Source organism: Rhodococcus wratislaviensis (assembly GCF_041228765.1).
Lineage (GTDB): Bacteria > Actinomycetota > Actinomycetes > Mycobacteriales > Mycobacteriaceae > Rhodococcus_F > Rhodococcus_F wratislaviensis.
Genome location: NZ_CP150488.1, coordinates 5,861,936 through 5,887,431, shown reverse-complemented (window position 1 = coordinate 5,887,431; position 25,496 = coordinate 5,861,936). Strand labels below are relative to the sequence as shown.

27 protein-coding genes are annotated in these 25,496 nt (G+C 68.2%); 20 read left to right on the top strand and 7 right to left on the bottom strand.

What is annotated here, in order from left to right:
* Positions 1-7: 7 nt before the first annotated feature.
* The 6 genes from WKC72_RS27235 to WKC72_RS27210 all read left to right on the top strand — a co-directional run bounded on the left by WKC72_RS27235 (position 8) and on the right by WKC72_RS27210 (position 6,409).
* Positions 8-1,753 carry a proline--tRNA ligase gene (locus WKC72_RS27235; RefSeq protein WP_370180398.1) on the top strand — a complete coding sequence of 582 codons (1,746 nt, stop codon included), beginning with the start codon at positions 8-10 and terminating at the stop codon, positions 1,751-1,753.
* A 68-nt stretch (positions 1,754-1,821) separates the two neighbouring features.
* On the top strand, positions 1,822-3,552 hold the full coding sequence (locus WKC72_RS27230; protein ID WP_370180397.1) for an acyl-CoA dehydrogenase family protein: 1,731 nt from the start codon (positions 1,822-1,824) through the stop codon (positions 3,550-3,552).
* Positions 3,553-3,688: 136 nt separating this feature from the next.
* Positions 3,689-4,090, top strand: coding sequence for a hypothetical protein (locus WKC72_RS27225; RefSeq protein ID WP_037245679.1), 402 nt, complete (start codon positions 3,689-3,691; stop codon positions 4,088-4,090).
* Positions 4,091-4,208: 118 nt separating this feature from the next.
* Complete coding sequence (locus WKC72_RS27220; RefSeq protein WP_370180396.1) at positions 4,209-4,505, top strand: hypothetical protein; 297 nt, start codon at positions 4,209-4,211, stop codon at positions 4,503-4,505.
* A 266-nt stretch (positions 4,506-4,771) separates the two neighbouring features.
* The gene (locus WKC72_RS27215; protein WP_037245764.1) at positions 4,772-5,230 is read left to right on the top strand and encodes an Hsp20/alpha crystallin family protein; all 459 of its coding nucleotides are present in this window, start codon (positions 4,772-4,774) and stop codon (positions 5,228-5,230) included.
* A gap of 216 nt (positions 5,231-5,446) precedes the next feature.
* Entirely contained in the window at positions 5,447-6,409 is a 963-nt protein-coding gene (locus WKC72_RS27210) for an alpha/beta fold hydrolase (RefSeq protein ID WP_009479797.1), read from the top strand.
* Here WKC72_RS27210 and WKC72_RS27205 read toward each other — a convergent pair whose 3' ends face one another.
* Together WKC72_RS27205 and WKC72_RS27200 are read right to left on the bottom strand one after the other, a co-directional pair.
* Entirely contained in the window at positions 6,410-7,057 is a 648-nt protein-coding gene (locus WKC72_RS27205) for an FHA domain-containing protein (protein WP_052033821.1), read from the bottom strand. It lies immediately after the preceding gene.
* 30 nt (positions 7,058-7,087) lie between these two features.
* Positions 7,088-7,714 carry a TetR/AcrR family transcriptional regulator gene (locus WKC72_RS27200; protein WP_037245687.1) on the bottom strand — a complete coding sequence of 209 codons (627 nt, stop codon included), beginning with the start codon at positions 7,712-7,714 and terminating at the stop codon, positions 7,088-7,090.
* Positions 7,715-7,817: 103 nt separating this feature from the next.
* On the opposite strand from WKC72_RS27200, the gene WKC72_RS27195 reads away from it, so the two are divergent.
* Positions 7,818-9,263: a DHA2 family efflux MFS transporter permease subunit gene (locus WKC72_RS27195; RefSeq protein WP_370180395.1), complete on the top strand. Its 1,446-nt coding sequence runs from the start codon at positions 7,818-7,820 to the stop codon at positions 9,261-9,263.
* 495 nt (positions 9,264-9,758) lie between these two features.
* The gene (locus WKC72_RS27190) at positions 9,759-9,950 is read left to right on the top strand and encodes a hypothetical protein (RefSeq protein WP_370180394.1); all 192 of its coding nucleotides are present in this window, start codon (positions 9,759-9,761) and stop codon (positions 9,948-9,950) included.
* Between the two features lie 19 nt (positions 9,951-9,969).
* Here the strand turns inward: WKC72_RS27190 and WKC72_RS27185 are convergent, their stop codons facing one another.
* From WKC72_RS27185 to WKC72_RS27170, 4 genes are all read right to left on the bottom strand, one after another.
* Complete coding sequence (locus WKC72_RS27185; RefSeq protein ID WP_370180393.1) at positions 9,970-10,797, bottom strand: SDR family NAD(P)-dependent oxidoreductase; 828 nt, start codon at positions 10,795-10,797, stop codon at positions 9,970-9,972.
* Entirely contained in the window at positions 10,794-11,279 is a 486-nt protein-coding gene (locus WKC72_RS27180) for a nuclear transport factor 2 family protein (RefSeq protein WP_037245696.1), read from the bottom strand. The genes WKC72_RS27185 and WKC72_RS27180 overlap by 4 nt, the downstream gene beginning before the upstream one ends.
* Positions 11,280-11,380: 101 nt before the next feature.
* Positions 11,381-11,824 (bottom strand): ferritin-like domain-containing protein, encoded by a 444-nt coding sequence (locus WKC72_RS27175; RefSeq protein WP_037245699.1) that lies wholly within the window; start codon positions 11,822-11,824, stop codon positions 11,381-11,383.
* Entirely contained in the window at positions 11,821-12,348 is a 528-nt protein-coding gene (locus tag WKC72_RS27170; protein WP_037245701.1) for a hypothetical protein, read from the bottom strand. The genes WKC72_RS27175 and WKC72_RS27170 overlap by 4 nt, the downstream gene beginning before the upstream one ends.
* Positions 12,349-12,544: 196 nt before the next feature.
* Between WKC72_RS27170 and rimP the strand changes: the two genes are divergently transcribed.
* From rimP to truB, 11 genes are all read left to right on the top strand, one after another.
* Positions 12,545-13,117 carry a ribosome maturation factor RimP gene (gene rimP / locus WKC72_RS27165; protein ID WP_037245703.1) on the top strand — a complete coding sequence of 191 codons (573 nt, stop codon included), beginning with the start codon at positions 12,545-12,547 and terminating at the stop codon, positions 13,115-13,117.
* Entirely contained in the window at positions 13,114-14,145 is a 1,032-nt protein-coding gene (gene nusA / locus WKC72_RS27160) for a transcription termination factor NusA (protein WP_105419289.1), read from the top strand. The genes rimP and nusA overlap by 4 nt, the downstream gene beginning before the upstream one ends.
* A gap of 44 nt (positions 14,146-14,189) precedes the next feature.
* Entirely contained in the window at positions 14,190-14,543 is a 354-nt protein-coding gene (locus tag WKC72_RS27155) for a YlxR family protein (protein WP_081792792.1), read from the top strand.
* Between the two features lie 105 nt (positions 14,544-14,648).
* Positions 14,649-17,576: a translation initiation factor IF-2 gene (infB, locus tag WKC72_RS27150; RefSeq protein ID WP_370180392.1), complete on the top strand. Its 2,928-nt coding sequence runs from the start codon at positions 14,649-14,651 to the stop codon at positions 17,574-17,576.
* 101 nt (positions 17,577-17,677) lie between these two features.
* On the top strand, positions 17,678-17,968 hold the full coding sequence (locus tag WKC72_RS27145; protein WP_005240674.1) for a DUF503 domain-containing protein: 291 nt from the start codon (positions 17,678-17,680) through the stop codon (positions 17,966-17,968).
* Between the two features lie 114 nt (positions 17,969-18,082).
* Entirely contained in the window at positions 18,083-18,571 is a 489-nt protein-coding gene (rbfA, locus tag WKC72_RS27140) for a 30S ribosome-binding factor RbfA (protein ID WP_005240675.1), read from the top strand.
* Positions 18,572-18,582: 11 nt separating this feature from the next.
* The gene (locus tag WKC72_RS27135) at positions 18,583-19,584 is read left to right on the top strand and encodes a bifunctional oligoribonuclease/PAP phosphatase NrnA (RefSeq protein ID WP_128638910.1); all 1,002 of its coding nucleotides are present in this window, start codon (positions 18,583-18,585) and stop codon (positions 19,582-19,584) included.
* Between the two features lie 12 nt (positions 19,585-19,596).
* The gene (locus tag WKC72_RS27130; RefSeq protein ID WP_128638909.1) at positions 19,597-20,985 is read left to right on the top strand and encodes an MATE family efflux transporter; all 1,389 of its coding nucleotides are present in this window, start codon (positions 19,597-19,599) and stop codon (positions 20,983-20,985) included.
* 1 nt (position 20,986) lies between these two features.
* A complete protein-coding gene (locus WKC72_RS27125; protein ID WP_037232634.1) occupies positions 20,987-21,916 on the top strand; it encodes a metallophosphoesterase in 930 nt (309 codons plus the stop codon).
* Positions 21,913-22,596, top strand: coding sequence for a 4'-phosphopantetheinyl transferase Npt (gene npt / locus WKC72_RS27120; RefSeq protein ID WP_112299234.1), 684 nt, complete (start codon positions 21,913-21,915; stop codon positions 22,594-22,596). Before WKC72_RS27125 ends, npt begins: the two co-directional genes overlap by 4 nt.
* Positions 22,597-22,634: 38 nt before the next feature.
* Positions 22,635-23,552: a tRNA pseudouridine(55) synthase TruB gene (gene truB / locus WKC72_RS27115; RefSeq protein WP_370180391.1), complete on the top strand. Its 918-nt coding sequence runs from the start codon at positions 22,635-22,637 to the stop codon at positions 23,550-23,552.
* A 4-nt stretch (positions 23,553-23,556) separates the two neighbouring features.
* Here the strand turns inward: truB and WKC72_RS27110 are convergent, their stop codons facing one another.
* Positions 23,557-24,270 (bottom strand): metal-dependent transcriptional regulator, encoded by a 714-nt coding sequence (locus WKC72_RS27110; RefSeq protein ID WP_128970010.1) that lies wholly within the window; start codon positions 24,268-24,270, stop codon positions 23,557-23,559.
* Positions 24,271-24,446: 176 nt separating this feature from the next.
* Here WKC72_RS27110 and WKC72_RS27105 point away from each other — a divergent pair, with 176 nt between their 5' ends.
* Positions 24,447-25,421, top strand: coding sequence for a bifunctional riboflavin kinase/FAD synthetase (locus WKC72_RS27105; RefSeq protein ID WP_037232696.1), 975 nt, complete (start codon positions 24,447-24,449; stop codon positions 25,419-25,421).
* The last annotated feature ends 75 nt before the right edge of the window (positions 25,422-25,496 follow it).

Sequence of the window (25,496 nt, the reverse complement as noted above, 5' to 3'; positions counted from 1 at the left end):
GTATCCCGTGATTACCCGCCTGTCCCACCTGTTCCTCCGCACTCTGCGCGACGACCCCGCCGACGCCGAGGTCCCCAGCCACAAGCTGCTGGTCCGCGCCGGTTATGTGCGTCGCATCGCGCCCGGCGTCTACTCGTGGTTGCCGCTGGGTCTGCGCGTGCTGCGTGAGGTCGAGCGGGTGGTGCGGGAAGAGATGAACGGCATCGGTGCCCAGGAGATCTCCCTGCCCGCACTGCTGCCGCGCGAACCGTACGAGGCGTCCAACCGCTGGACCGAGTACGGCGACGGACTGTTCCGGCTGAAGGACCGCAAGGGCGGCGACTACCTGCTCGGCCCCACCCACGAAGAACTGTTCGCGCTCACCGTCAAGGGCGAGTACAACTCGTACAAGGATTTCCCGGTCACCCTGTACCAGGTGCAGACCAAGTACCGCGACGAGGAGCGCCCGCGGGCCGGCATTCTCCGCGGCCGCGAGTTCGTCATGAAGGACTCGTACTCCTTCGACCTCACCGACGAAGGACTCACCGAGTCGTACCGGGCGCACCGCGACGCCTACGAGCGCATCTTCAGCCGCCTCGGCGTCAAGTACGTGATCGTGTCGGCGACGTCCGGTGCGATGGGTGGCAGCGCGTCGGAGGAGTTCCTCGCCGAGAGCGAGATCGGTGAGGACACGTACGTCCGCTGCCTCGAGTCGGGCTACGCCGCCAACGTCGAGGCCGTGAAGACGCTGGCTCCCGAGGCCGTCCCGTTCGACGGACTGCCTGCAGCGAAGGTGCACGACACCCCGGACACTCCCACTATCGCGACGCTCGTCGACTGGGCCAACGGCGCCGACCTGGGCCGGACCGTCACCGCCGCGGACACCCTGAAGAACATCCTGGTCAAGACCCGGCAGCCCGGTGGCAAGTGGGAACTGCTCGGCATCGGTGTTCCCGGCGACCGCGAGGTGGACGACAAGCGTCTCGGCGCGTCCCTCGAGCCCGCGGAGTTCGAACTGCTCACCGAGGCCGACTTCGCGGCCAACCCCTTCCTGGTCAAGGGCTACATCGGGCCGAAGGCGCTGCAAGCCAACGGTGTTCGGTACCTCGTCGACCCGCGGATCGTCGACGGCACCAGCTGGATCACCGGAGCCGACGAGAAGGGCAAGCACGTGGTGGGCCTCGTCGCGGGCCGCGACTTCACCCCGGACGGCACCATCGAGGCCGCCGAGGTCCGCGACGGCGACCCGTCCCCCGACGGCGCCGGTGCGCTCGTCGCGGCCCGGGGAATCGAGATCGGTCACGTCTTCCAACTCGGCCGCAAGTACACCGACGTGTTCTCCGTGGACGTGCTCGGCGAGAACGGCAAACCCGTCCGCCCGACCATGGGCTCCTACGGCGTGGGCGTCTCCCGCCTCGTCGCCGTGATCGCGGAACAGCACCACGACGAGAAGGGTCTCCGCTGGCCGGCCGAGGTGTCGCCCGCGGACGTGCACGTGGTGATCGCCAACAAGGACGAGACGGCCCGCGAAGGCGCCGAGGGACTCGCCGCCGAACTCGACAAGGCCGGTCTCGAGGTGATCCTCGACGATCGCAAGGCGTCGCCCGGTGTGAAGTTCAAGGACTCCGAACTGCTCGGTGTCCCGCTGGTCGTGGTCGTCGGCCGCGGCTGGGGCGAGGGCAAGGTGGAGGTCCGCGACCGCTTCACCGGCGAGAGCCGCGAGGTGGCCGCCGAGTCCGCGCTGAGCGAGATCGTCGAGACCGTCAGGGGCTGATCAAACCGCCCCACGCCTTTCGTCCGGACTGTTAACTTGGCCTGACACGTCCGGACGAAAGGCCTGCTGTGACGAATTCCCTGCTGTTCGATCCGACCTCCTACGATCCCGAGCATTTCGATCCGGAGACACGCAGACTGCTGCGGGCACTGATCGAGTGGTTCGAGTCGCGGGGCAAGAAGCGGCTGCTCGAGGACGATCTCGAGGCCGTGTGGCCCGACGACTTCCTGGAGTTCGTGAAACGGGAGAAGCTGTTCGCGAAGTTCCTCACGCCTGCCGACCTGGCGGGCGGCGACCCGGACAAGCGCTGGGACGCCGCACGCAACGCCGCCCTCAGTGAAATCTTCGGTTTCTACGGTCTGGCGTACTGGTACGCGTGGCAGGTGACCATCCTGGGTCTCGGCCCCATCTGGATGAGCGGGAACCGCGCTGCGAAGGAACGCGCCGCGACGCTCCTCGACGACGGCGGGGTGCTGGCGTTCGGGCTGTCGGAGAAGGAACACGGCGCGGACGTCTACTCGACGGACATGCTGCTGACCCCTGCGGAGAATGACCCGGGCCGCGCGTTCACCGCGAGCGGCGACAAGTACTACATCGGCAACGGCAACGTTGCGGGCATGGTGTCGGTGTTCGGCAGGCGCACCGATGTGGAGGGCAGCGACGGGTACGTCTTCTTCGTCGCGGACAGCCGTCACCCGGCATACCACCTGCAGGGCAATGTGGTGCACGGCCAGATGTACGTCAGCACGTTCCGTCTCGAGGACTACCCGGTGCGGGAAGAGGACATCCTCCACACCGGGGTCGCCGCGTTCGAGGCGGCGCTGAACACGGTCAACGTCGGCAAGTTCAACCTGTGCACGGGATCCATCGGGATCTCCGAGCACGCATTCTACGAGTCGATCACCCACGCGCACAACAGAATTCTGTACGGCAACCCCGTCACCGACTTCGCGCACGTGCGCGGAAACTTCGTCGACGCCTACAGCCGGCTGATCGCGATGAAGCTGTTCAGTGCACGCTCCGTCGACTATTTCCGCAGCGCGAGTCTCGACGATCGCCGGTACCTGCTGTTCAACCCGATGACGAAGGCGAAGGTCACCTCCGAAGGGGAAAAGGTGATCGCGCTCCTGCACGACGTGATCGCGGCGAAGGGCTACGAGAAGAACACCTACTTCCGCGAGGCCGCCCAGCTGATCGGCACCCTGCCGAAGCTCGAGGGCACGGTGCACGTCAACGTCGGCCTCATCCTCAAGTTCATGCCGAACTACCTGCTCAACCCGGCGGAGTACCCGGAGATCGGCACCCGGCTCGACGCCGCCGACGATGCCTTCTTCTGGGGCCAGGGCCCGACCCGCGGTGCCGGCAAGATTCAGTTCCACGACTGGACGAAGACCTACGAGGCGCACTCGGACAGCCCCAATGTGGCCCGGTTCCACGAGCAGGCGACCGCGCTGAGGGAACTGCTCACCACTGCCCCGCCCGACGCGTCGCAGCAGAAGGATCTCGACTTCCTGCTCGACCTCGGGCACCTGTTCTCGCTCGTGGTCTACGGGCACCTGGTTCTCGAGCAGGCCGCAATCGCCGGGATCGACCGCGACCTGATCGACCAGATCTTCGACTTCCAGATCCGCGACTTCTCCGGATATGCCGTTGCGCTGCACGGTAAATCGTCTGCCACCGAGGCGCAGCAGAAGTGGGCGCTCGGCGCGATTCGCCGCCCGGTGGTGGACGCGGAACGATTCTCACGGGTGTGGGCGCAGGTGGAGAACTACGACGGCGCGTACGAAATGCGGCCGTAGACAGCGCTCTAGGGGGGTGGGGTGGCGTCATCCCTCGGGGTGCCGGTTGCGCCCCCTGGGGTACCTGTCCGGGTGGGTGAAATCGGCGCATTCTTATGTGGCAAGCAAAACCCCACCCCCACAGAAAGATCCACACATGGCACACACCCTCAAGCGCACCCTTTCCGCTCTCGCCATCGCGGGCTTCGCCCTCACAGCGGGAGCAGGAATCGCCTCGGCCGACCCCGCTGGTGGAGGCGGCGGTGCCGGGGCTCCGGGTAGTTCGCAGGGCGGCGCCGGCGGCGCCGGCGGGAGCGCCAACGGCGGCTCCGCAAACGGTAACGTCGACAACTCCGGTGGCGTCATCATCGGTGGCGCAGCGGTCGGAGACGGTGCGACCGTCAACACGAACGTCGGGAACGGCGGCAGTGCCAACGGCGGCAACGCCAACGGCGGCAATGGTGGCAGCGGTGGTCCTGCCACCGGCGGTGCGGGTGGCGCCGGCGGCGCGGGCGCCGGGGACAGCACCGAAAACTGCTCGTTCATCTTCTGCTTCTGACCGAGTTGTGATTGCGCGATCTCCTGAAGTTCGAGGGGCCGCCACCCGCGGGTGCCGGCCCCTCGGCGTCAGTTCTGCCCCCGTCTCCCCGGCACCACCCACTGTGAAAGGTTCTTTCATGTCGATGTCCTTCGACTTCTCCACTGCTCTGACACGCACGGGCGCCACCGTCGCCGCCGCATTCTTCGTCCTCGCCGCCGGCGCCGGCATCGCGTCGGCGGCACCCGATGCCCCCGCCGATGACGCCTCGGTGAGCAACCTCGCGCCCGGACAGAACCCTCAGGGCGGCACCGTGACGATCGGCGGAGCGGCTGTCGGCACCGTGATCGCCATCGACGGCATCAACGCCGGTCCGGACGGCGCGAGCGTCGGAGGCTACGACTTCGGCGGCGGCCAGGGGCAACCCTGGGGGTGACGGGATTCGCACCCCAGGGTGTCTGGTTGCGCCGACACGGGCGCCGCATCCTGAAGTGGCAGTACAGAATACCCTCCAGTCGCGAGCGGGCCGGACAGGTCGATTCGTCGCGGCGAGGACCCCGGAACCGGAACTCACGAGGCGAAGATTCCGGGGTCCTCTCGAACTGGCACTCTCGGGTGCCGAGTGCTAAATTGGCGATGCACAGTGAATCTGGCTGCCCGTCGGGGTGGCGGGCGCCTCGAGTGATGTGGGAGGTGTTTCCTGTGCTTCGTTTCGATCCTTTCAGTGATCTCGAATCCATGACCAAGAGCCTGCTCGGCACCGAAACCGGAACCGCGCGAGTGCCGCGATTCATGCCGATGGATCTGTACAAGGTCGACGACCACTACGTTCTGCACGCCGACCTGCCGGGCGTCGATCCGGGGACCGTCGACGTCAGTGTCGACAACGGCACGCTCACGTTGACGGCGCATCGCAGTGCGCCATCCGAGGAGAACGTGCAGTGGATCGCGTCCGAGCGGTTCAGCGGAACGTTCCGGCGCCAGTTGTCGCTCGGCGACGGCGTCGACCCCGACCGCATTTCGGCGTCCTACGAGAACGGTGTCCTGAGCGTGACCATCCCGCTTGCCGCACGGGCGAAGCCGCGGCGGATCGAGGTCTCCAGCCTCGGAACCGGTGAGCATCGCACGATCGAGGCGGGTCCCGCGAGCGATACGGCCTGACGCTGCAGCCGGTACATCGGTTGTGTGGAAGCCCCCTCGCCGAGGGGGCTTCGGCGTGCCCACGTCCACCCACCCAGGGGTGGAAAGGGCAACACCTCCGGGTGCACCGGCCACCACTGGGGGTCCTGGTCGGGTCGGACCGTGCGCGGCACAGTAGAGGACAAGCAAGAACGTAACGCTTCACCAGCCGCGAGCGAAGAAACCGAGGAGGCCATCATGACGAACACCCCGGTTGCACACGAGCACGAAGGTCGTCGCCTCACGGTCCGGACCGACGACGGGATCGCACTCGCGGTGCGCGAGTTCGGTTCGCCGGACGCAGCCACCACCGTGGTCTTCGTTCACGGTCACTGCCTGCGCACCGAGTCCTGGTGGGCACTGCGCAAGCAGCTGGTCCGCTTCTGGCGCAACGACGTTCGCATGGTCTTCTACGATCACCGCGGACATGGAGAGTCCGGGGAGGCACCGGCCGCCACCTACACGATCGATCAGCTCGGCCGCGACCTCGGCTCCGTGCTCGACGCCGTCGCACCGCACGGTCCGGTCGTCCTCGTCGGGCACTCGATGGGCGGGATGACCGCGCTGTCCTACACCCGGCAGAACCCGCACACGATCGGCTCGCGGATCGTCGGCATGGCCCTGATCTCCACCGCGGCGTGCGATCTCGCCGAGGCGGGTCTCGGACGTCACCTGCGTAGCCCCGCGGTGTCGCTGTTCCGCACCGCGGTGCGCCGGGCACCCCGGGTCGTGCACGGGTCGAAGCGTGTGGGACGCACCGTCTGCACGGCGATCGCCCGCGCGGCAGGCGCCCGCAACCGAGTCGTCGATCCTCGGCTGGCGGCGCTGGTCTCCGCCATGGCCAACACGACGTCCGTCGTCACCATGTCGAGCTTCCTCGAATCCCTGCTCGGGTTCGACGAGCGGCACTCCCTCGCAGCGCTCGCTCACATTCCGTCGCTGATCCTGTGCGGCTCGGTGGACATGCTCACCCCGCTCCAGCATTCCGTCGCGATGGCCTCGAAGCTCCCCGCCTCGGAGCTCGTGAGCGTCGACGGGGCCGGCCACTCGGTGATCCTCGAGCGCGCCGCCGACGTCGCACTCGCGATCATCGGCCTCGTCGAGCGGATCGCGCACGGTGAGACCGCCGCCTTCGACCGCGAACTGATGGCGGTGGGCTGATCAGAGATCGCGCTCGTTGATGATGCCGCTGCGCATGGCCCGCTCGGCCAGGCTGACCCGCTTCTGATTCTGCGGGAGATCACCGACGCCGAACTTCGCGAACAACGCCCGGAGGTGAGTCTTGATCGCGTCGACACTGAGAAACAGTTCCTGGGCGATCTGCTGATTCGACGCGGGATTCGCGAACGCGGCACCGTGCTTGTACGGGCGGCACAGTGCCGTGAGGACCGCCCGCTGGGTGTCGGTGAGGGACCGGACCTCGGGCATGTCGGTTCCCATCCGGGTGGCCTCGTCGAGTGCGCCGCCGAATTCCAGGTACCGGATCTTCGTCCCCCCGATGCGGATGCTGTCGCCCTGGCGGAGCCGACGACGCCCGGCGAGCCGTTCGCCGTTGACGAAGGTGCCGTTGCGGGAGAGCCCGTCGTCGAGGATGGTCCAGTGCGAGCCGACGCATTCGAGGACGGCATGGAGTCGCGAGACCTCGTCGTCCTCGGTGAGGAGCAGATCAGAACCGGGCGACCGTCCGATCGTGACGCGCGCGGAAGTGGGGGAGAGGTCCACGGTGTGGTGGTGACCCTCCCGGTCGGAATAGCTCAGTCGAGACTCAACGGCTCGGTCCACGGCGACACCCCTTCGGCACGCTTCCATCGTGCCCCGCCGCGTGTCCTCTGAGCAAGATCAAGAGCGGAAATCGCCGATCACTGATGAGTTCTCGGAGCCCGCGGCGTCCAGGGTGCTGCCGAACGCGCACACGGCCAGTTCCTCGAGCGCCGGATCCTGCCCGGCATGCTCGGGGACCTGCATGGCGAGCAGGGTGTTGAGCAGCATTCCGTTGGCGATGAACGTACGGGCCCGTTCCGGGCTGCAGCCGGTGCGCGTTCGGATCTGCGTGTAGAGCCGGGACATCCAGTCGCGGGCCAGCGCGCCGATCTCCGGGTTCGCGCCGGATGTGAAGCCGTGCATCATCACGAGCAGGAGGTCGCGGTCCTCGAGCAGTTCGGTGTACGCGATGCCCATCGGGAGCCACGACTCGTCGTTCTCCGGGTCGGCGGCGACATCGTCGAAGTAGGGCTCGAAGGTGTCCATGATCCGACGCATCGCGCGGTCGAAGACGTCTGCGAACAGCCGCGACTTGGAACCGAACATGCGCACCACGTAGGGCTGGGACACCCCGGCCTCGCGTGCGACGGCGTCGGTGCTGGTGCCGTGATAGCCGTCCCGGGCGAACGCCCGGGAGGCGGCGGCCAGTACGAGTTCGCGACGTTCGGTCGCGCTCATCCGGGTCTGTTTCACGGGCGATGCCATGTTGACATGTTATCAGTCGATTACTAGTCTTCGAAATAAGTAATCATCTGATGCTTACAACCTCTTTCATCCCGCACTCACGACTCGGATACGAGGACCCGTCATGACGACACTCTCCGAACGCCTGGAACACGAAACGGCGGCGCCTCCCTCGGGGCAGGGCCGCAGCCGGATGGTGCCGGTATGGCTGGCGATCGTCGCCGCCTCGATACCGATGTTCATGGCCACACTCGACAATCTCGTGATGACCAGCGCGCTACCGGTCATCCAGCGCGACCTGGGTGCGTCGGTGGGGCAGTTGCAATGGTTCATGAACGCCTACACGCTCGCCTTCGCGACGCTGATGCTGACGCTGTCGGCGCTGGGGGACCGACTCGGTCGCCGCCGTGTATTCCTCTGGGGCATAATGCTCTTCGCGCTGGCGTCGATCGCGTCTGCCCTGTCGACCACCTCCGAGATGCTCATCGGCGCACGCGCTGTCCAGGGCATCGGTGCGGCAGCCATCATGCCGCTCTCCCTCACCCTGCTGGCCGGTGCCGTTCCGCTCGCCAAGCGCGCCCTCGCCATCGGGATCTGGGGCGGCGTCTCGGGACTGGGCATCGCCCTCGGCCCGGTGATCGGCGGCGCCGTCGTCGACGGGGTGTCGTGGCAAGCCGTGTTCTGGATCAACGTTCCTGTCGCAGCGGTCGCGATCCCGTTGGCGCTCTACGCGCTCGGTGAGTCGAAGGGAAAGCGGCAGCCACTGGATCCACTCGGTGTCGTCCTGGCCGGAGCAGCCGTGTTCCTCGGAGTCTGGGGCATCGTGCACGGCAACGACGACGGCTGGACCAGCGCCACGGTGCTCGGTGCCCTGTGCGGATCGGCGGTGTTGCTCGCGGCGTTCGTGGTGCGCGAGTTGCGCACACCGTTCCCCGTCATGCCTCTGCGGCTGTTCCGGTCCCGTCAGTTCTCCCTGGCCAACGTCATCGGGCTGACGTTCACGCTGGGAATGATGGGCGCCGTCTTCCTTCTGTCGCAGTACCTCCAGATCGTCATGGGGTACTCGCCGTTCGAGGCAGGCATGCGGACTCTGCCGTGGACGGCGGCCCCCATGCTGGTGGCCCCGATCGCGGGCCTGCTCGCGCCGCGGCTGGGAGTCCGGACCCTCCTCGTCACCGGCCTGGTCCTGCAGGGATTGTCCCTGCTGTGGATGGCGTCACTCATCGTTCCCGGCGCCACGTACGGCAGCATGATTCCGGCATTCGTGATGGCGGGCGCAGGTATGGGTCTGACGTTCGCTCCCAACGCGACCGCTGTCCTGGCCGACATGCCCGAGGCCGACCACGGCATTGCCAGTTCGACCAATGCGACGCTCCGTGAGATCGGCGTCGCGCTGGGGATCGCGCTCCTGACCGCGGTGTTCCTGGGTGCGGGCGGCAGTCTGACGCCGTCGGGATACATCGACGCCCTTGCGCCGGCCCTGTACGTGGGAGCCGGATTCGTGGCCGTCGCGGTCGTCGCCGCGGCCCTCATGCCGGGACGATCGAAGGCCGTCCTGGCGTCGACGTGACCCTGCCGGAGTGCGGGCGGGCCCGGACCGTGAGTTCCGGGCCCCCATCAGTTCCAGGGCAGGGAGGAACGCATCGGAGACTTCGCCGGGAACGGCGTACTTGCGCGACCTGGCGGGCGTCACACGCCGGAGATCCGACGTCACCCGCCCCGACGAGCTGGGTCACGCCCATACTCGACCGCGAGTACCAGTGCGGCTTGTCCGCCGATCGGCCGAAGGGCTTCGTCCCCGCTAGACCCGCGGCACGGGTGCATTCGACCGCACCGTCCAGGTCCCCGATCCGTGCGGTTGGCGCGATCGGCGGGCTGTCCTCACCGAAACCCGCAGTGACGACAACAGCGCGTGGACGTTGCCGATCGCGTCGCGGCTCGCGAACTTGATCGTGGACAGCTCTTCCTGGGACCTTTCGGGTCTGCTGTCCCACAGCTCGAGCGAGACCGAGGCCTGCACGAGATCAGTTAGAGGCTGTGTGCGAGAACATCGTGCAGTCTGCGGGTGATCGCGAGGCCGCTCCTTGCTGGCGCATCGACACTGCTCGTTCAGGGCGCTGCATTCCGCCGTCTCGGCGCGTTGCCGGCGGGCCTGAACATCCTCGACGGCGGCACGTCGGTGCTTCTCCTGGCCGGGTACGTCGCCGCGTTCGTCCTCGGCACGGTCTGGCTCGTCCGCCGGCGCGACGTGAACTGAGTGGACGGGCGCCCGGTGCTCAGAAGAGGGGGCCGCCGCCGAACGGTTCCCGGTGCGAGGGCGGGGTCCGGCCCTGAGTGTCGGTGATTCCGTATTCGACGGCCAGCTCCGCCGTGACGAAGGTGTGCCCGCTTCGGTCCGGGAGGGTGGAGTCCGCGGTCAAAGCGCAGATCACCTCGCCGATGAACTCGGGGGACTCGGCGTCCGCGACGGGAAAGCCGGCGATGGTCTCGAGGCCGCTGGCGACGATCATCTCCGTCCGCACGATGCCCGGCCACAGCGAGACCGCACGCACGTCGTGCGGAGCCAGCTCCGCCGCCATGTCGCTGGCCATCTTGTCCAGCCCGGCCTTGGACATGCCGTACAGCACCGAGTGCAGATGCCCGCGCGTCCCGAACGACGAGATATTCGCGATCAACCCGGAGCGGCGGGGCACCATCAACCGCGCAGCCTCCACGGACGCGACGTAATGGGCACGCAGACCGACGCCGATCAGCGAGTCCCAGTCGTCCAGCGGCCGCTCCCAGAACGGCGTGCTGAACCCGCCGAATCCCTTGGGCGCGGCCCACACGTTGTTGACCAGCAGGTCGAGCCGGCCGGCCTGCTCGACCGAGATCCGGGCGAACAGGCTGTGCACGTCGTCGTCGTCGCGGTGATCGCAGGCCACCGCGATGCCGGTCCCGCCGGCATCGGTGACCGTTCTCGCCGACACCGCCAGTGGGCTTTCCTCCGTCAGCGGGCCGCGCCCGGTGACGTACACGGTCCACCCCGCGGCTCCCAGCGCCGTCGCCACACCCTTGCCGACGCCGCGGCTCCCCCCGGTAACCAGAGCTACCCCGGCGCTCACTGGACGACCACCGTGTCCTGGGGGAGCGGGCGGGTGATCGACCATCGAGTGGTGAAGTGGCATCGCGACATTCGCCAGACGCCGTCCTCGAGACGGTAGGCGTCGTCGTACTCGCCGGAGGACACGGTCTCCGTCCGCTTCAGCAGATCCACTTGGCGGAACTTCAGCGTCCACGCGCCCGACGCCTCGGTGTCGCTGTGCAGCACGATGTCCGGATGGAAGCCGTGGTGCATGTCAAGGATCACGTGCTTGCCGTCCACTTCATGGAGCGCGATCCTGCGGAAGATGTCCGTGAGCCGGTCCGCGTCGTCGAACCGGCCGAGCGGCCCGAAGTCGATCGATGCCCCGGACGAGACGAAGCAGGAACGGAACGCGTCCGGATCCTTGCCGTCGCACGCTCGCCAATAGCGGTACTTGAGCGCCTTGATCGCGTCGATCCGCTCCAGGTCCGCCAGACGCTGCTCCACCGAGCGCTCGTCCACGCCGCCGTCCTCCCGTTGCCGTACACCGTGTCGGGACAGACGCTAGGCCGCGAACGCGACAGGCGGGTGCAGAATCCCGCTGGGCGGGAACCTGCGCGTCGTCAGGGCTGGCCGGGGAACGGGTCGGTCACCGGATCGGTCCCGAGAGCCGCCCGCCAGGTGGCCTCCCTGACGGCCGCTTCGGTCAGCGCGGTGACGCCGAGCGTGCGGGTGTCCTCCGTCTCACCGTGTTCGACGACCGCCCGCCACGCGACGGCGGTGTCGGCCTCGACCTGGGCCGCCAACTGTGCGGCCGTGATCGGATCGGTGACGGGGAACGGCAGGGTGTAGCCCGCCTCGGCGGCCGGGGCCGTCAGTCCTGCCGCCGTCAACGTGTCCAGGAGCCCGTCCCGTCGTGCCCGGTGGGCTGCGGCGGCGGTGGCCACCTGGGTGGCCCGGGTGGGATTCGAGAATGCGGCGACCACTCCGTAGGCGAACACCGCGGAATGTTCGGCGGTCAGCGCGTCGGCGAGGCTCTTACCCTCGGCTTCAGTGGGTGTCGTCACGGCAGCACCACCGCCAGATACGTTCCGCATGCCGCGCTGATCGACGCGCAGAGCCCCGCCCGGTAGGCGGTCAGTGCGCGCGCCGAATCGGCTGCGCTGCGCTGCGACTCGGCCAGGAAGGCCCGCAATTGATCGAGGCCGGGCGGCGGTGCCGGTGCGGTCGGTGTCGTCGACGGGGGAGCGGACGTGGTCGGTGCGGTGCCGTCCAGGTAAGTTCCTGCAGCTCTGGCGATTTCGGCATCCAGTGCGTCGGCGTGCGCGGCGCGCTGGGCGCGGACGAGTTCGAGCGCCGCGCCGCGATCGGGGAGCAGCGCGATCGTGGCCGCCGCACCGGCGGCGTCACGACGAGCCAGACGCGACTGCTCGACGAGTGAATCGACCTCGGTGTCGGAGTCCGCGTCGTCGGCGCACCCCGCCAGCAGGGCGACGCTCGCGACGCCGAAGGCCGAGGCGGCTGCGAACCGGAGAGCGGTGCGCCGGGACACGGCCGGACCGGATGTCGGGGGCCGGGAGACGGTGGGCATGAGCACCGGTCCATGGTGCCAGGTCGGGCCGCGATCCCGGGAATCGAGCACCGGGGCTGGTCACGGGCGCGTCGAATCAGCGTTACTCTTAGATGCTCGAACCCGTCCCGGCGGGTTCGTGGTGCTGCGTGCGCGGCACGATGACCTGCCAGACCACGAAGACGACGAGCGACAACTGAAACGAGGAGCTTCCCCGATGCCGGTTCCATCCAAGGAGAGGGTGACGGAGCTCATCTCCGATCTGGTGCAACGCCAGGGCTACGACTTGGAGGGCGTTGCGGTCACCCTCGCGGGTCGGCACAGCGCGGTCAGGATCATGGTGGACAGCGACGCCGGGCTCGAACTCGACGCGGTCGCGAACCTGAGCCACGAGATCTCCGAGGTCTTCGATTCGGTGTCCGATTTCGGGGAGTCGCCATACACGCTCGAGGTCACGTCTCCTGGTATCGACCGGCCGCTCACGCACGAGCGGCACTGGCGCCGGGCCCGCGGCCGCAAGGCGCGCATCGATCTTGCGCACGAGACCGTCGTGGGTCGGATCGGCGTCCTCGACGGCGATTCGGTCGCGGTGGTGATCGGCTCGCGTACGGGCCCGGAGGTTCGGCGCGTCGCGCTCCCGGACATTCAGAAAGCTGTTGTGCAAGTGGAATTCTCGAAACCCGACCCGCGAGAGCTGGAACTCGCGGGCGGGATTCCCGAGGGTCGCGTGGCACCCGCGGACGCAGACGCGTCGGAAGATGAAGAAGTAGTAGAGGGGTTGGACAAGTGAATATCGACATTGCGGCGTTGCGCGCTATCGAGGCCGACAAGGGCATCTCGATCGAGACCGTCATCTCGACCATCCAGACCGCGTTGCTCACCGCCTATCGGCACACCGAGGGGCATCAGCAGCACGCGCGGATCGACGTCGACACCAAGAGCGGCATCGTGCGTGTGATGGCGCACGACGTCGACGCCGACGGCAACATGGTCGGCGAGGAATGGGACGACACCCCGGAAGGTTTCGGCCGGATTGCCGCGACCACCGCCCGCCAGGTCATCCTCCAGCGACTGCGCGACGCCGAGCACGAGCGCAGCTTCGGCGAGTACTCCACCCACGAGGGTGAGATCGTCGGCGGCGTGATCCAGCGCGACACCCGCGCGAACTCGCGCGGGATGGTCGTGGTGCGGATCGGCAGCGAGGCCAGCGGCGCCGAGGGTCTGATCCCGCCCGCCGAGCAGGTGCCCGGCGAGAACTACGAGCACGGCGAGCGGCTCAAGTGCTACGTCGTCGGTGTGGCCCGTGGACAGCGGGGACCGCAGATCACGCTGTCGCGCACCCACCCGAACCTCGTCCGCAAGCTGTTCGCGCTCGAGGTTCCGGAGATCGCGGACGGTTCCGTCGAGATCATCGCCGTCGCCCGGGAGGCCGGGCACAGGTCGAAGATCGCCGTCCAGTCGCGGGTGCAGGGACTCAACGCCAAGGGTGCGTGCATCGGGCCGATGGGCCAGCGGGTGCGCAACGTGATGAGCGAACTCGCCGGCGAGAAGATCGACATCATCGACTTCGACGAAGACCCGGCCCGGTTCGTCGGTAACGCGCTGTCGCCGTCGAAAGTGGTCTCCGTCACTGTGGTGGACCCCGAGGCGCGGGCCGCACGTGTCGTCGTCCCCGACTTCCAGCTGTCCCTCGCCATCGGCAAGGAGGGGCAAAATGCCCGCCTTGCTGCACGCTTGACCGGGTGGCGAATCGACATCCGCAGTGACGCCGCACCCGCCCCCGAGTCGGCAGGCGGACCCGCCGCGACCAGTCGTTGAGCCGGGAATGCGGAGATCGGGGCGAGTCGGCGGTAGAGTGGTCAATGGTTCAGCATGAGCACCCCGATTCCGCGCGCGTTCCTACCGGTTCACCGGTTCGAACATGCATAGGATGTAGGGAGCGCGCGCTGGCTGTCGATCTGCTCAGGGTTGTGGTTAGTGAGAGCGGGCCGCAAGGTCATGTTCTCGCCCCGGACCCGAGGCGCAGGCTTCCCGGTCGAGGTGCGTGGCTGCACCCCGCCGAGGCTTGCCTGAGTCTCGCGGAACGACGCCGAGCATTCGGCAGAGCGCTGCGAGTGTCCGGAAGTGTCGACAGTTCTGAAGTCGACCACTGGGTACGAGCAGGGCACCCACCCAGAGCAGTACCTCTCGAACAGAACAGGCACAAGCACTCATGAGCACACCGTGAAGCACCAGCGATGATCGTCCATCGGAGATAACCCGAGGTCGTGCGGGCCCCTCTCAGGGGAGCCTCCTGCTCGACCTCATCAGTGAGGAGAGCAGTGGCAGGCAAGGCCCGCGTGCACGAGTTGGCTAAAGAACTCGGTGTCACAAGTAAAGAACTACTCGCAACGCTCAAGGAGCAGGGCGAGTTCGTGAAGTCGGCGTCCTCCACGGTGGAGGCGCCCGTCGCCAGGCGTCTGCGGGAGTCCTTCCCGTCGGCGAAGTCCGCCGATTCCGCAGCCCGTCCGGCTGCCAAGCCCGGTGCACCCGCGCCGAGCGCCCCGGCGACCGCAGCGAAGCCGGGCGGTCCGCGTCCCGGCCCGAAGCCGGCAGCCCCGGCTCCGGCTCCGGCCGCACCCGCGGCGGCAGCCCCCGCAGCCACCCCCGAGGCGCAGGCCCCGGCTCCGGCCGCGCCCGCAGCAAGCGCAGCCACCCCGGCTGCACCGGCGACCAATGCTCCCAAGCCTGGTCGCCCCACCCCGGCTGCCCCGGCTCCGGCCGCACCCGCAGCCCCGGCCGCTCCGGCTGCCAGTGCCCCCGCGGCTCCGTCCACGGGCGCCAAGCCCGGCGGACCCCGTCCCGGCCCGAAGCCCCCGCGTGTCGGTAACAACCCGTACTCCTCGGCTCCCGCCGAGCGTCCGGCGCCCCGTCCCGCTCCCGGCGTACCGCGTCCGGGTGCACCCCGTCCGGCTCCCGGTCAGGGTGGACCTCGTCCGGCACCGGGTCAGGGCGGTCCCCGTCCGGCTCCCGGTCAGGGTGGACCTCGTCCGGCACCGGGTCAGGGCGGTCCCCGTCCGGCTCCCGGTCAGGGCGGTCCCCGTCCCAGCCCGGGCTCGATGCCTCCTCGCCCGAACCCAGGCGCGATGCCTGCTCGTTCGGCACGTCCCGCTCCCGGCGGTCGTCCCGGCCGTCCCGGCGGAGCCCCCGGCGGTCGTCCCGGCGGCGGCGGCGGTGGATACCGCGGTGGCGGAGCTCCCGGTGCCGGTGCAGGTGCGCCCGGTGGCGGAGCACCCGCAGGTGGTTTCCGCGGTCGTCCCGGTGGCGGTGGACGCCCCGGTCAGCGCGGTGCGGCAGCAGGCGCGTTCGGTCGCCCCGGTGGTGCCCCGCGTCGTGGTCGCAAGTCGAAGCGTCAGAAGCGCCAGGAATACGATTCGATGCAGGCGCCTGCCGTCGGCGGCGTGCGGTTGCCCCGTGGCAACGGCGAGACCATTCGCCTCGCCCGCGGTGCATCCCTGTCGGACTTCGCGGAGAAGATCGACGCGAACCCCGCAGCGTTGGTGCAGGCACTGTTCAACCTCGGCGAGATGGTGACGGCGACCCAGTCGGTCAACGACGAGACGCTCGAACTGCTCGGCGGCGAGATGAACTACGTCGTCCAGGTCGTCAGCCCGGAGGACGAGGACCGCGAGCTGCTCGACAGCTTCGACCTCACCTACGGCGAAGACGAAGGTGGCGAAGAGGACCTCGAGTCCCGTCCGCCGGTGGTCACCGTCATGGGCCACGTCGACCACGGTAAGACCCGACTGCTCGACACGATCCGTAAGGCCAACGTCCGTGAGGGCGAGGCCGGCGGCATCACGCAGCACATCGGTGCCTACCAGGTGCTGACCGAGCTCGACGGCAACGAGCGTCTCGTGACGTTCATCGACACCCCCGGTCACGAGGCCTTCACGGCCATGCGTGCCCGTGGTGCCAAGGCCACCGACCTCGCGATCCTGGTCGTCGCCGCCGACGACGGCGTCATGCCGCAGACGGTGGAAGCGATCAACCACGCCCAGGCGGCCGACGTGCCGATCGTGGTCGCGGTGAACAAGATCGACAAGGAAGGCGCGAACCCGGACAAGATCCGGCAGCAGCTCACCGAGTACGGACTGGTCGCCGAGGAATACGGCGGAGACACCATGTTCGTCGACATCTCGGCGAAGCAGGGCACCAACATCGACGCACTGCTCGAAGCCGTGCTGTTGACGGCGGACGCTGCCCTGGACCTGCGGGCCAACCCGGACATGGACGCTCAGGGTGTCGCCATCGAGGCGCACCTCGACCGTGGACGCGGCCCCGTCGCGACCGTGCTCATCCAGCGCGGAACGTTGCGGGTCGGCGACTCGATCGTGGCCGGCGACGCATACGGACGTGTGCGCCGCATGGTCGACGAGCACGGCGACGACGTGCTCGAGGCCCTGCCCTCGCGTCCCGTCCAGGTGGTCGGCTTCACGTCGGTCCCCGGTGCAGGCGACAACCTGCTCGTGGTCGACGAGGACCGCATCGCCCGTCAGATCGCCGACCGGCGCAATGCGCGTAAGCGCAACGCTCTGGCCGCGAAGAGCCGCAAGCGCATCAGCCTCGAGGACCTGGATTCGGCTCTCAAGGAGACGTCGCAGCTCAACCTCATCCTCAAGGGCGACAACTCGGGAACCGTGGAGGCCTTGGAAGAGGCCCTGCACGGCATCGAGATCGACGACGAGGTGCAGTTGCGGGTCATCGACCGTGGTGTCGGTGGCGTCACCGAGACAAACGTCAACCTGGCCGCTGCGTCGAACGCGATCATCATCGGGTTCAACGTCCGCGCCGAGGGCAAGGCGACCGAGTTGGCGAACCGCGAGGGCGTCGACATCCGGTACTACTCGGTGATCTACCAGGCCATCGACGAGGTCGAGAAGGCTCTCAAGGGCATGCTCAAGCCGATCTACGAAGAGGTCGAGCTGGGCAAGGCGGAGATCCGCGCGATGTTCCGTTCGTCCAAGGTCGGCAACATTGCCGGTTGCCTCGTCACCTCGGGTACCATCCGTCGCAATGCGAAGGCCCGGCTGCTGCGTGACAACACGGTTGTCGCCGAGACCGTCACCATCTCCTCGCTCAAGCGGGAGAAGGAGGACGCTGTCGAGGTACGCGAGGGTTACGAGTGCGGTTTGACGCTCACCTACTCCGACATCAAGGTCGGTGACGTCATCGAGGCCTACGAGCTTCGGGAAAAGCCGCGCGACTAGTCGCCATCCGTTTGGGGTGACGTAGCAGCGTCATCCGGCGTGCGCTTCTCCGGCCGAGTCGATCGGCCGGGGGAGCGCACGTCTCCCCGAAGGAGGAAAGTTTGTACGTCGGTGCGCTCGAGCTCGACATCTTGCTCGGTGACGTGCGATCTCTGAAAGAGAAGCGTGCAATGGTCAAACCGGTACTGGCGGAGCTGCGACGCTACGGCGTCTCGGCAGCCGAGACCGGCGAACAGGATCGGTATCGCCGGTCGATGCTCGGCGTCACGATGGCGAGTTCGGCGGTCGATCACGTACACGAGGTACTCGACACGTGCGAACGGCACGTCGCCGAGCTGCCGGAACTGCAACTCCTTGCGGTCCGGCGAAGGATTTTCGGCCCCGAGGACTGACTCGGAGTGCCCTGCCCGCCCCGCCGCGTCGGCGGCCCGGCGTGCAGAATGAAATACAGCTACACACGCAACTTCACAACTTATCCAGCGGCCAGGGAGAGGAGTCTGATTGTCATGGTGGATCCCGCCCGGGCACGCAAACTCGCCAAGCGCATCGGCACGATCGTCGCAACGGCGATCGACCACGAAATCAAAGACCCTCGCCTGGCGTTCGTCACGATCACCGATACCAAGGTGACGGCCGACCTCCACGACGCCACCGTGTACTACACCGTGATGGGCGCCGACCTCGAGTCCGAACCGGACCTCGCCTCCGCAGCCGCAGGGCTGGAGAAGGCGAAGGGCGTTCTGCGCTCGAAGGTGGGCGCAGGCACCGGAGTCCGGTTCACGCCGACGCTGACGTTCGTCGCGGACACGGTCCCCGACACGGCACGGCACATGGAGGAACTCCTCGCCCGTGCTCGCGCCGCCGACGACGAGGTGGCGCGTGTCGCGGCCGGTGCGTCCCCGGCCGGCGATCCCGACCCGTACAAGGAGCCCCGAGCCGAGGACGCGGACGACGCCGAAGTCGACGAGCCCTCCGGTTCCCGCCAGGCGGACTGACACGAACCGACATGACCCACACTCAGGAGACGTCCCTGTCTGATCTCGATCGTCACGAGGTGTTTCTGCCGCAGGCGGTCGCCGTTCTCGAGAACGCGACGTCGGTGACGATTCTGTGTCACGTCCAACCCGATGCCGACACGATCGGCAGTGGACTGGCCCTGGCGTTGGTGCTCGAGCGCAAGGGGATTCCGGTGCAGGTCGCGTTCGGCGCGCCCGACGAACTGCCGGAGTCGATGCGTGAACTGCCGGGCACCCACCTGCTGGTGCCTGCGGATCAGGTGCGCCGCAACGTCGACCTGCTCGTGACCGTCGACTGCGGCAGTGCCGGGCGTCTCGGGAAGCTCGCCGACCGGCTCGCGAACGCGGGGGAGACCCTCGTCATCGATCACCACCGGTCCAACACCCGCTTCGGTCGCATGAACGTGATCGACGAGTCCGCGGAGTCGACGACCGCTGTCGTGGCGCAGATGTTCGACCTGTGGGGTGTGGAGATCGACGCCGATCTGGCGCACTGCCTGTACGCGGGACTCGTGACGGACACCGGTTCGTTCCGCTGGGTGCAGCCCGGCACCCACACTCTCGCCGAGAGGCTGCTCGCCACCGGAATCGACGGAGCCCGCATCGCGCGGCGCCTGCTCGACACCCACCCGTTCGGCTGGCTGCCCATGCTGTCCTCGGTGCTCGGGTCGGCGACTCTCGTCCCCGACGCAGCGGGAGGGCGTGGACTGGTGTTCGCCGTGATCCGGCAGGCCTACATCGGAGACCTCCGCTCGGAGGAGATCGAAAGCGTCATCGACATCGTCCGGACGACGTCCGAGGCCGAGGTCGCCGCGGTCCTCAAGGAGGCCGTGGACGGCACGTGGTCGGTGTCGCTGCGATCGAAGTCCGACGTGGACGTGTCGGTGATCGCCGGGTACCTCGGCGGCGGCGGTCATCGGTTCGCCGCCGGCTACACGGCCGAGGGCTCTGCGGACGAGATCGTGACCTTGCTCGTCGAATCGCTCGGCTGAGGTCCGAAATCATTGGCTGACGTCTCGGAAGTCACGGGCGATGCGACCGCCCGGACGGTGTTCGGGCTGGCGCTGCCCGCGCTGGGCGTGCTCGCTGCCGAACCGATCTATCTGCTCTTCGACATCGCCGTCGTCGGTCGGCTGGGCGCACTGGCGCTCGCGGGCCTTGCGGTCGGCGGTCTCATCCTCGCCCAGGTCAGCACACAGCTGACGTTCCTGTCCTACGGCACCACGGCGCGCGCGTCCCGTATGCACGGGGCCGGCGACGAGCGTGGTGCGGTCCGGGAGGGCGTGCAGGCCACGTGGCTGGCCTTGGGTATCGGCGCGCTCGTGATCGCGCTGGCCCACCTGTTCGCGCGTCCGGTCACGTCGGCGATCTCGGGCGGCTCCGACATCGCGGCGGCCGCCGAGAGCTGGCTGCGGATCGCGGTGTTCGGGGCCCCGCTCATCCTCGTCGCGATGGCGGGCAACGGGTGGATGCGCGGTGTGCAGAACACGGTTCGACCGCTGCGGTTCGTGATCGCCGGTCTCGTCGTGTCGGCCGTGGCCTGCCCAGTTCTGGTGCACGGATTGTGGGGTGCGCCGCGGCTGGAACTCGAGGGTTCGGCGGTCGCGAACGTGATCGGGCAGGCGGTGTCCGCGAGCCTGTTCATCGGAGCGCTGGTGGTGGAGCGGGTGCCGTTGCGTCCGCGGTGGCACGTCATGCGCGCCCAGATGGTGCTCGGCCGGGACCTGATCCTGCGGAGCCTGGCCTTCCAGGCGTGCTTCCTCTCAGCGGCCGCCGTCGCGTCCCGGTTCGGTGCCGCCGCGGTCGCCGCCCACCAGGTGGTGCTGCAGCTGTGGAACCTCGTCGCACTCACCCTCGACTCCCTGGCCATCGCCGCACAGGCGCTGGTCGGTGCCGCGCTGGGCGCCGGACATGCCAAGGGCGCCACGCGACTGTCGTGGCGCATCACCCGGTGGTCCACGATCTTCGCCACAGGGCTCGCCCTGATCTTCGCCCTCGGCCACGGGGTGATCCCCGAACTGTTCACCTCCGATCAGGCCGTGCTCGACGAGATGGCGGTGGCCTGGTGGTTCTTCGTCGCGATCATGCCGGTCGCCGGAGTGGTGTTCGCCCTCGACGGAGTACTGCTCGGGGCCGGCGACGTCGCCTTCCTCCGGAATGCCACGCTGTCCTGCGCGTTGGTCGGATTTCTGCCACTGATCTGGCTGTCGATGCTGCGCGACTGGGGCCTGGCGGGAATCTGGACGGGACTCACGGTGTTCATAATTCTTCGGATGCTCGCGGTCGTGTGGCGCGTGGGGACGGGCCGCTGGGCAGTGGTCGGGGCCGACCTGCAGACACGGCACGGATCGGACAGCGATCCCGCGGCGGAACACGATCGGAAAGGTGGTTGACGTGGCACCCAAACTGATGGCGGTGAGCGACATCCATGTGGGGCACCGGGGAAACCGCCCGATCGCCGAGGACATCTATCCCGACTCGCCCGAAGACTGGCTGATCGTCGCGGGCGACGTCTCCGAGAAGACCGACGACATCCGGTGGGCGCTGAAACTCCTGCGCAGTCGTTTCGCCGAGGTCATCTGGGTTCCCGGCAACCACGAACTGTGGACGACGGCGAAGGATCCGGTGCAGATCCACGGCGCCGCCCGCTACGACTACCTGGTCACCATGTGCCGCGAGATCGGCGTCATCACCCCCGAGGACCCGTTCCCGGTGTGGGAGGCGGAGGACGGCCCGATCACGCTGGTCCCGATGTTCCTGCTGTACGACTACACGTTCCTGCCCGACGGCGCCACCACCAAGGAGGAAGGTCTCGCGATCGCGCGCGAGAAGAACGTGGTGGCCACGGACGAGTTCCTGCTGTCGAGTGAACCGTACGGAACCCGGGATGCGTGGTGTCGCAACCGCGTCGAGACGACGAAGGCCCGGTTGGACGCCCTGCCCGCAGGCACCCGCACCGTCCTGATCAACCACTTCCCGTTGGTGCGTCAACCGACGCAGGTGCTGTGGTACCCGGAGTTCTCACTCTGGTGCGGCACCGAACTGACCGCGGACTGGCACACCCGGTACAACGCCGTCTGCGCCGTGTACGGGCATCTGCACATTCCGCGGACCACCTACTACGACGGGGTGCGGTTCGAAGAGGTGTCGCTGGGCTACCCGCGGGAGTGGCAGCGGCGGGGACTCCCGGACCGGCTCCTGCGGCAGATCCTCCCGGTGCCGGAGTACCCGCCGGGAACACTGAACAAGTGGGGAGGCCACTTCAAGGTCACTCCCGAACAGGAAGCCGAAGTGGAGAAGATGCGGGCGAGGGGGGCCCTGTGATCGAGAGAATTCTGCCTGCCGGAGTGGTGTCCTCGGAACTGTTCGAGGATCCGCCGGGCCTGCGTCCGCACCCGCAGGAGGAGGCGCTGATCGGCAGGGCGGTGGAGAAGCGGCGGCGCGAATTCACCACCGCACGGCACTGCGCCCGTCTGGCGATGACGAAGCTGGGCGTGGACCCGGCCCCTGTTCTGCGGGGCGACAAGGGTTCCCCCGTGTGGCCGCGCGGCGTGGTCGGGAGCCTCACGCACTGCGACGGCTACCGCGGCGCGGTGCTCGGCTACGCCATGCAGGTGCGGTCCGTGGGGATCGACGCGGAACCGCACGAGGCGCTGCCGGACGGTGTGCTGGATGCGGTGAGCCTGCCCGCCGAACGCGACTGGCTGTCGGGCGCGGCGGACTCCGGGCAGTGGCGCTCCGCCACCGGCGGGCCGGTGCACCGGGACAGGCTGCTGTTCTGCGCCAAGGAAGCCACGTACAAGGCGTGGTTCCCGCTCACGGCCCGGTGGCTCGGGTTCGAGGACGCGCACATCACGTTCGAGGCATCCGGGGACGGCACGGGCACGTTCCATTCGGATCTCCTCATCTCCGGAGAGACCGTCGACGGCCCACCACTGGCGTCGTTCGACGGACGGTGGATGGTGTCCGACGGCCTGATCATCACCGCCATTGCGGTGCACTGATTTCGGTGCGGTGACGACGGCTGGCAGAATCGGACCTCGTGTCTGCACGTGAAAAGCCCTCTTCCGGTCTCGTCGGCGCCGGACTGCTCATCGTCGACAAGGACGCGGGCGTCACCAGCCACGACGTGGTGGCCCGGTGCCGCAAGCTGCTCGGCACCCGGAAGGTCGGGCACGCGGGCACTCTCGACCCGATGGCCACCGGGGTGCTGGTGCTCGGTGTGGAGCGGGCGACGAAGCTGCTGGGGCTCCTCGCTCTGACCACCAAGGCGTACACGGCCACGATCCGGCTGGGTCAGGCCACCACCACCGACGACGCCGAGGGCGATGTCGTCGCGTCCGCCGATGCGTCCGGCGTGACGGACGACGAGATCGCCGCGCAGGTGCACACCCTCACCGGCGACATCCAGCAGATCCCGTCGAGCGTCAGCGCCATCAAGGTGGACGGCCGGCGGGCGCACGCACTGATCCGTGCGGGCGAGGAGTTCGAACTCGCTCCCCGTTCGGTCACGGTGTCTCGGTTCGAGGTGATCGGGAGGCGCACCGAGGGCACGTTCGTCGACCTCGACGTCGAGGTGGAATGTTCCTCCGGCACGTACGTCCGGGCGCTCGCGCGTGATCTGGGGATCGCGCTGATCGGCGTCGGCGGGCACCTCACTTCGCTGCGACGGACCCGGGTGGGACCGTTCACGCTCGAGCACGCGCGGACGCTGGAGCAGCTGGCCGAGGAACCGGGGGTCAGTCTCGACATCGACGCCGCCGCGCAGACCGCGTTCCCGCACCGGCAGATCGACGCGGACGAGGCCGAATCGATCAGTCAGGGCAGGTGGCTCGAGCCGATCGGAATCAAGGGGGTCTACGCCGCCATCGATCCGAGTGGGCACACGATCGCGCTGCTCCAGGAGCGGGGACGGCGGGCAAGCTCCGTGATGGTGGTCCGCCCCGCGACCCTGAGGTAGCGGTTCACACCAGCCAGATGGCCTGGGCTGCGGGGTTTCCGAGCTCGATGGAGTCCTCGTGCGTGCCGAGCCGGACCGACACGGTTCCGGCGTAGTCGCGTCGCTCCAGCACCGTGACCGTGACGTCCAGTGCCACACCGACCGAGTCGAAGTACCGCAGCATCGCCGGGTCGGAGTCCGAGATCCGGGCGATGCGGCCGCTCTCGCCGTTGACGAAGTCGCTGAGCTGACGTGCCGGGGGAGTGGGCACCGAGCCGTCGACCGCGGGAATCGGATCGCCGTGCGGATCGCGCTCGGGATGGCCGAGCTTCGCGTCCATCCGGGAGATCATCAGATCCGAGACGGCGTGTTCGAGGACCTCCGCCTCGTCGTGCACCTCGTCCCAGCCGTATCCCAGTTCGTGCACCAGATACGTCTCGATGAGGCGGTGCCTGCGGACCATTCCGACGGCGGCGACGCGCCCCGCCTCGGTGAGCGCGATGGACCCGTAGCGGGCGTGATCGACGAGGCCCTGGTCGGACAGTTTCCGAATGGCCTCCGACACGGTCGACGCCGACACCCCGATCTTCTCGGAGAGCAATTTCGTGGACACCCGCTCCTGCGACCACTCCTGAACGGTCCAGATGACCTTGAGGTAGTCCTGCGCCACTGCCGAGAGAGCCCCGGTCTCGGAGGTCGAGTCCTCGGTCACGCTCTGGTCATTCTTGTTCACGGCCACGCCAACGAGCTTAGGCAAGTCTTACCGGCGAGACACATCGACACACCTGATCCGTCGTCGGGAGACTGCCCGGGCGACCGCGAACCGCGAGGTCGTGGCGCTTCCCCGGCGAGCGGGGCGGCCGGACACCCGGTCCGGAGATGAACATCGGCGCGCGGCACCGTAGGCTGCCACTCGTGCTGAGATGGCGTGGTCTCGACGAGGTTCCTGCCGACTGGGGTCGTTGTGTTCTCACGATCGGCGTATTCGATGGCGTGCACCGAGGTCACGCCCAACTGATCAGTCGAGCGGTGGCGGCTGCCCGCACGCGTGGAATACCCAGCGTGCTCATGACTTTCGATCCTCATCCGATGGAAGTGGTTCGTCCGGGCAGTCATCCCGCCCAGCTCACGACGCTCGCCCGCCGGGCGGAGCTCGCGGAGGAGCTGGGCATCGACGTGTTCTGCGTCATGCCGTTCACCGCCGAATTCATGAAGCTGACCCCGGAGCGGTACGCCCACGAGATTCTCGTGGAGCGCCTGCACGTGGCGGAGGTCGTCGTCGGTGAGAACTTCACGTTCGGCAAGAAGGCGGCGGGCAACGTCGACCTGCTGCGTCAGATCGGCGACCGGTTCGGGTTCGCGGTCGACGGTGTGACGTTGCTCGCAGAGCATGCGGTCACGTTCTCGTCCACCTACATCCGTTCGTGCGTGGACGCCGGCGACATGGCCGCCGCGACGGAGGCCCTCGGCCGCCCGCACCGCGTCGAGGGTGTCGTCGTCCACGGCGACGGTCGTGGACGGCAGCTCGGCTATCCGACCGCGAACGTCGCGCCGCCCATGTATGCCGCGATTCCCGCGGACGGCGTGTACGCCGCCTGGTTCACCGTGCTCGGGCACGGAGTCGACCTGGGCACGGTCACCTCCGGCGAGCGGTACATGGCCGCCGTCTCGGTGGGCACCAACCCCACGTTCTCGGGGCGGACGCGCACCGTGGAGGCCTTCGTGCTCGACCGGGAAGCCGACCTGTACGGCCAGCACGTGGCCGTCGATCTGGTGGAGCGCCTCCGCGGGATGGAAAAATTCGATTCGGTCGACGACCTGATCGTCGCGATGGGCAAGGACGCCGAGCGTGCGCGCGCGATCCTGGCGGCGTCGGAGGACGTGCGGTAAAACCGTCCCATTTCAGCTGGTAAAGTAGACCGCTGGCGTGCGCTGCGGTTCGTGGCGGCCGCGCCGAGTTTCGAT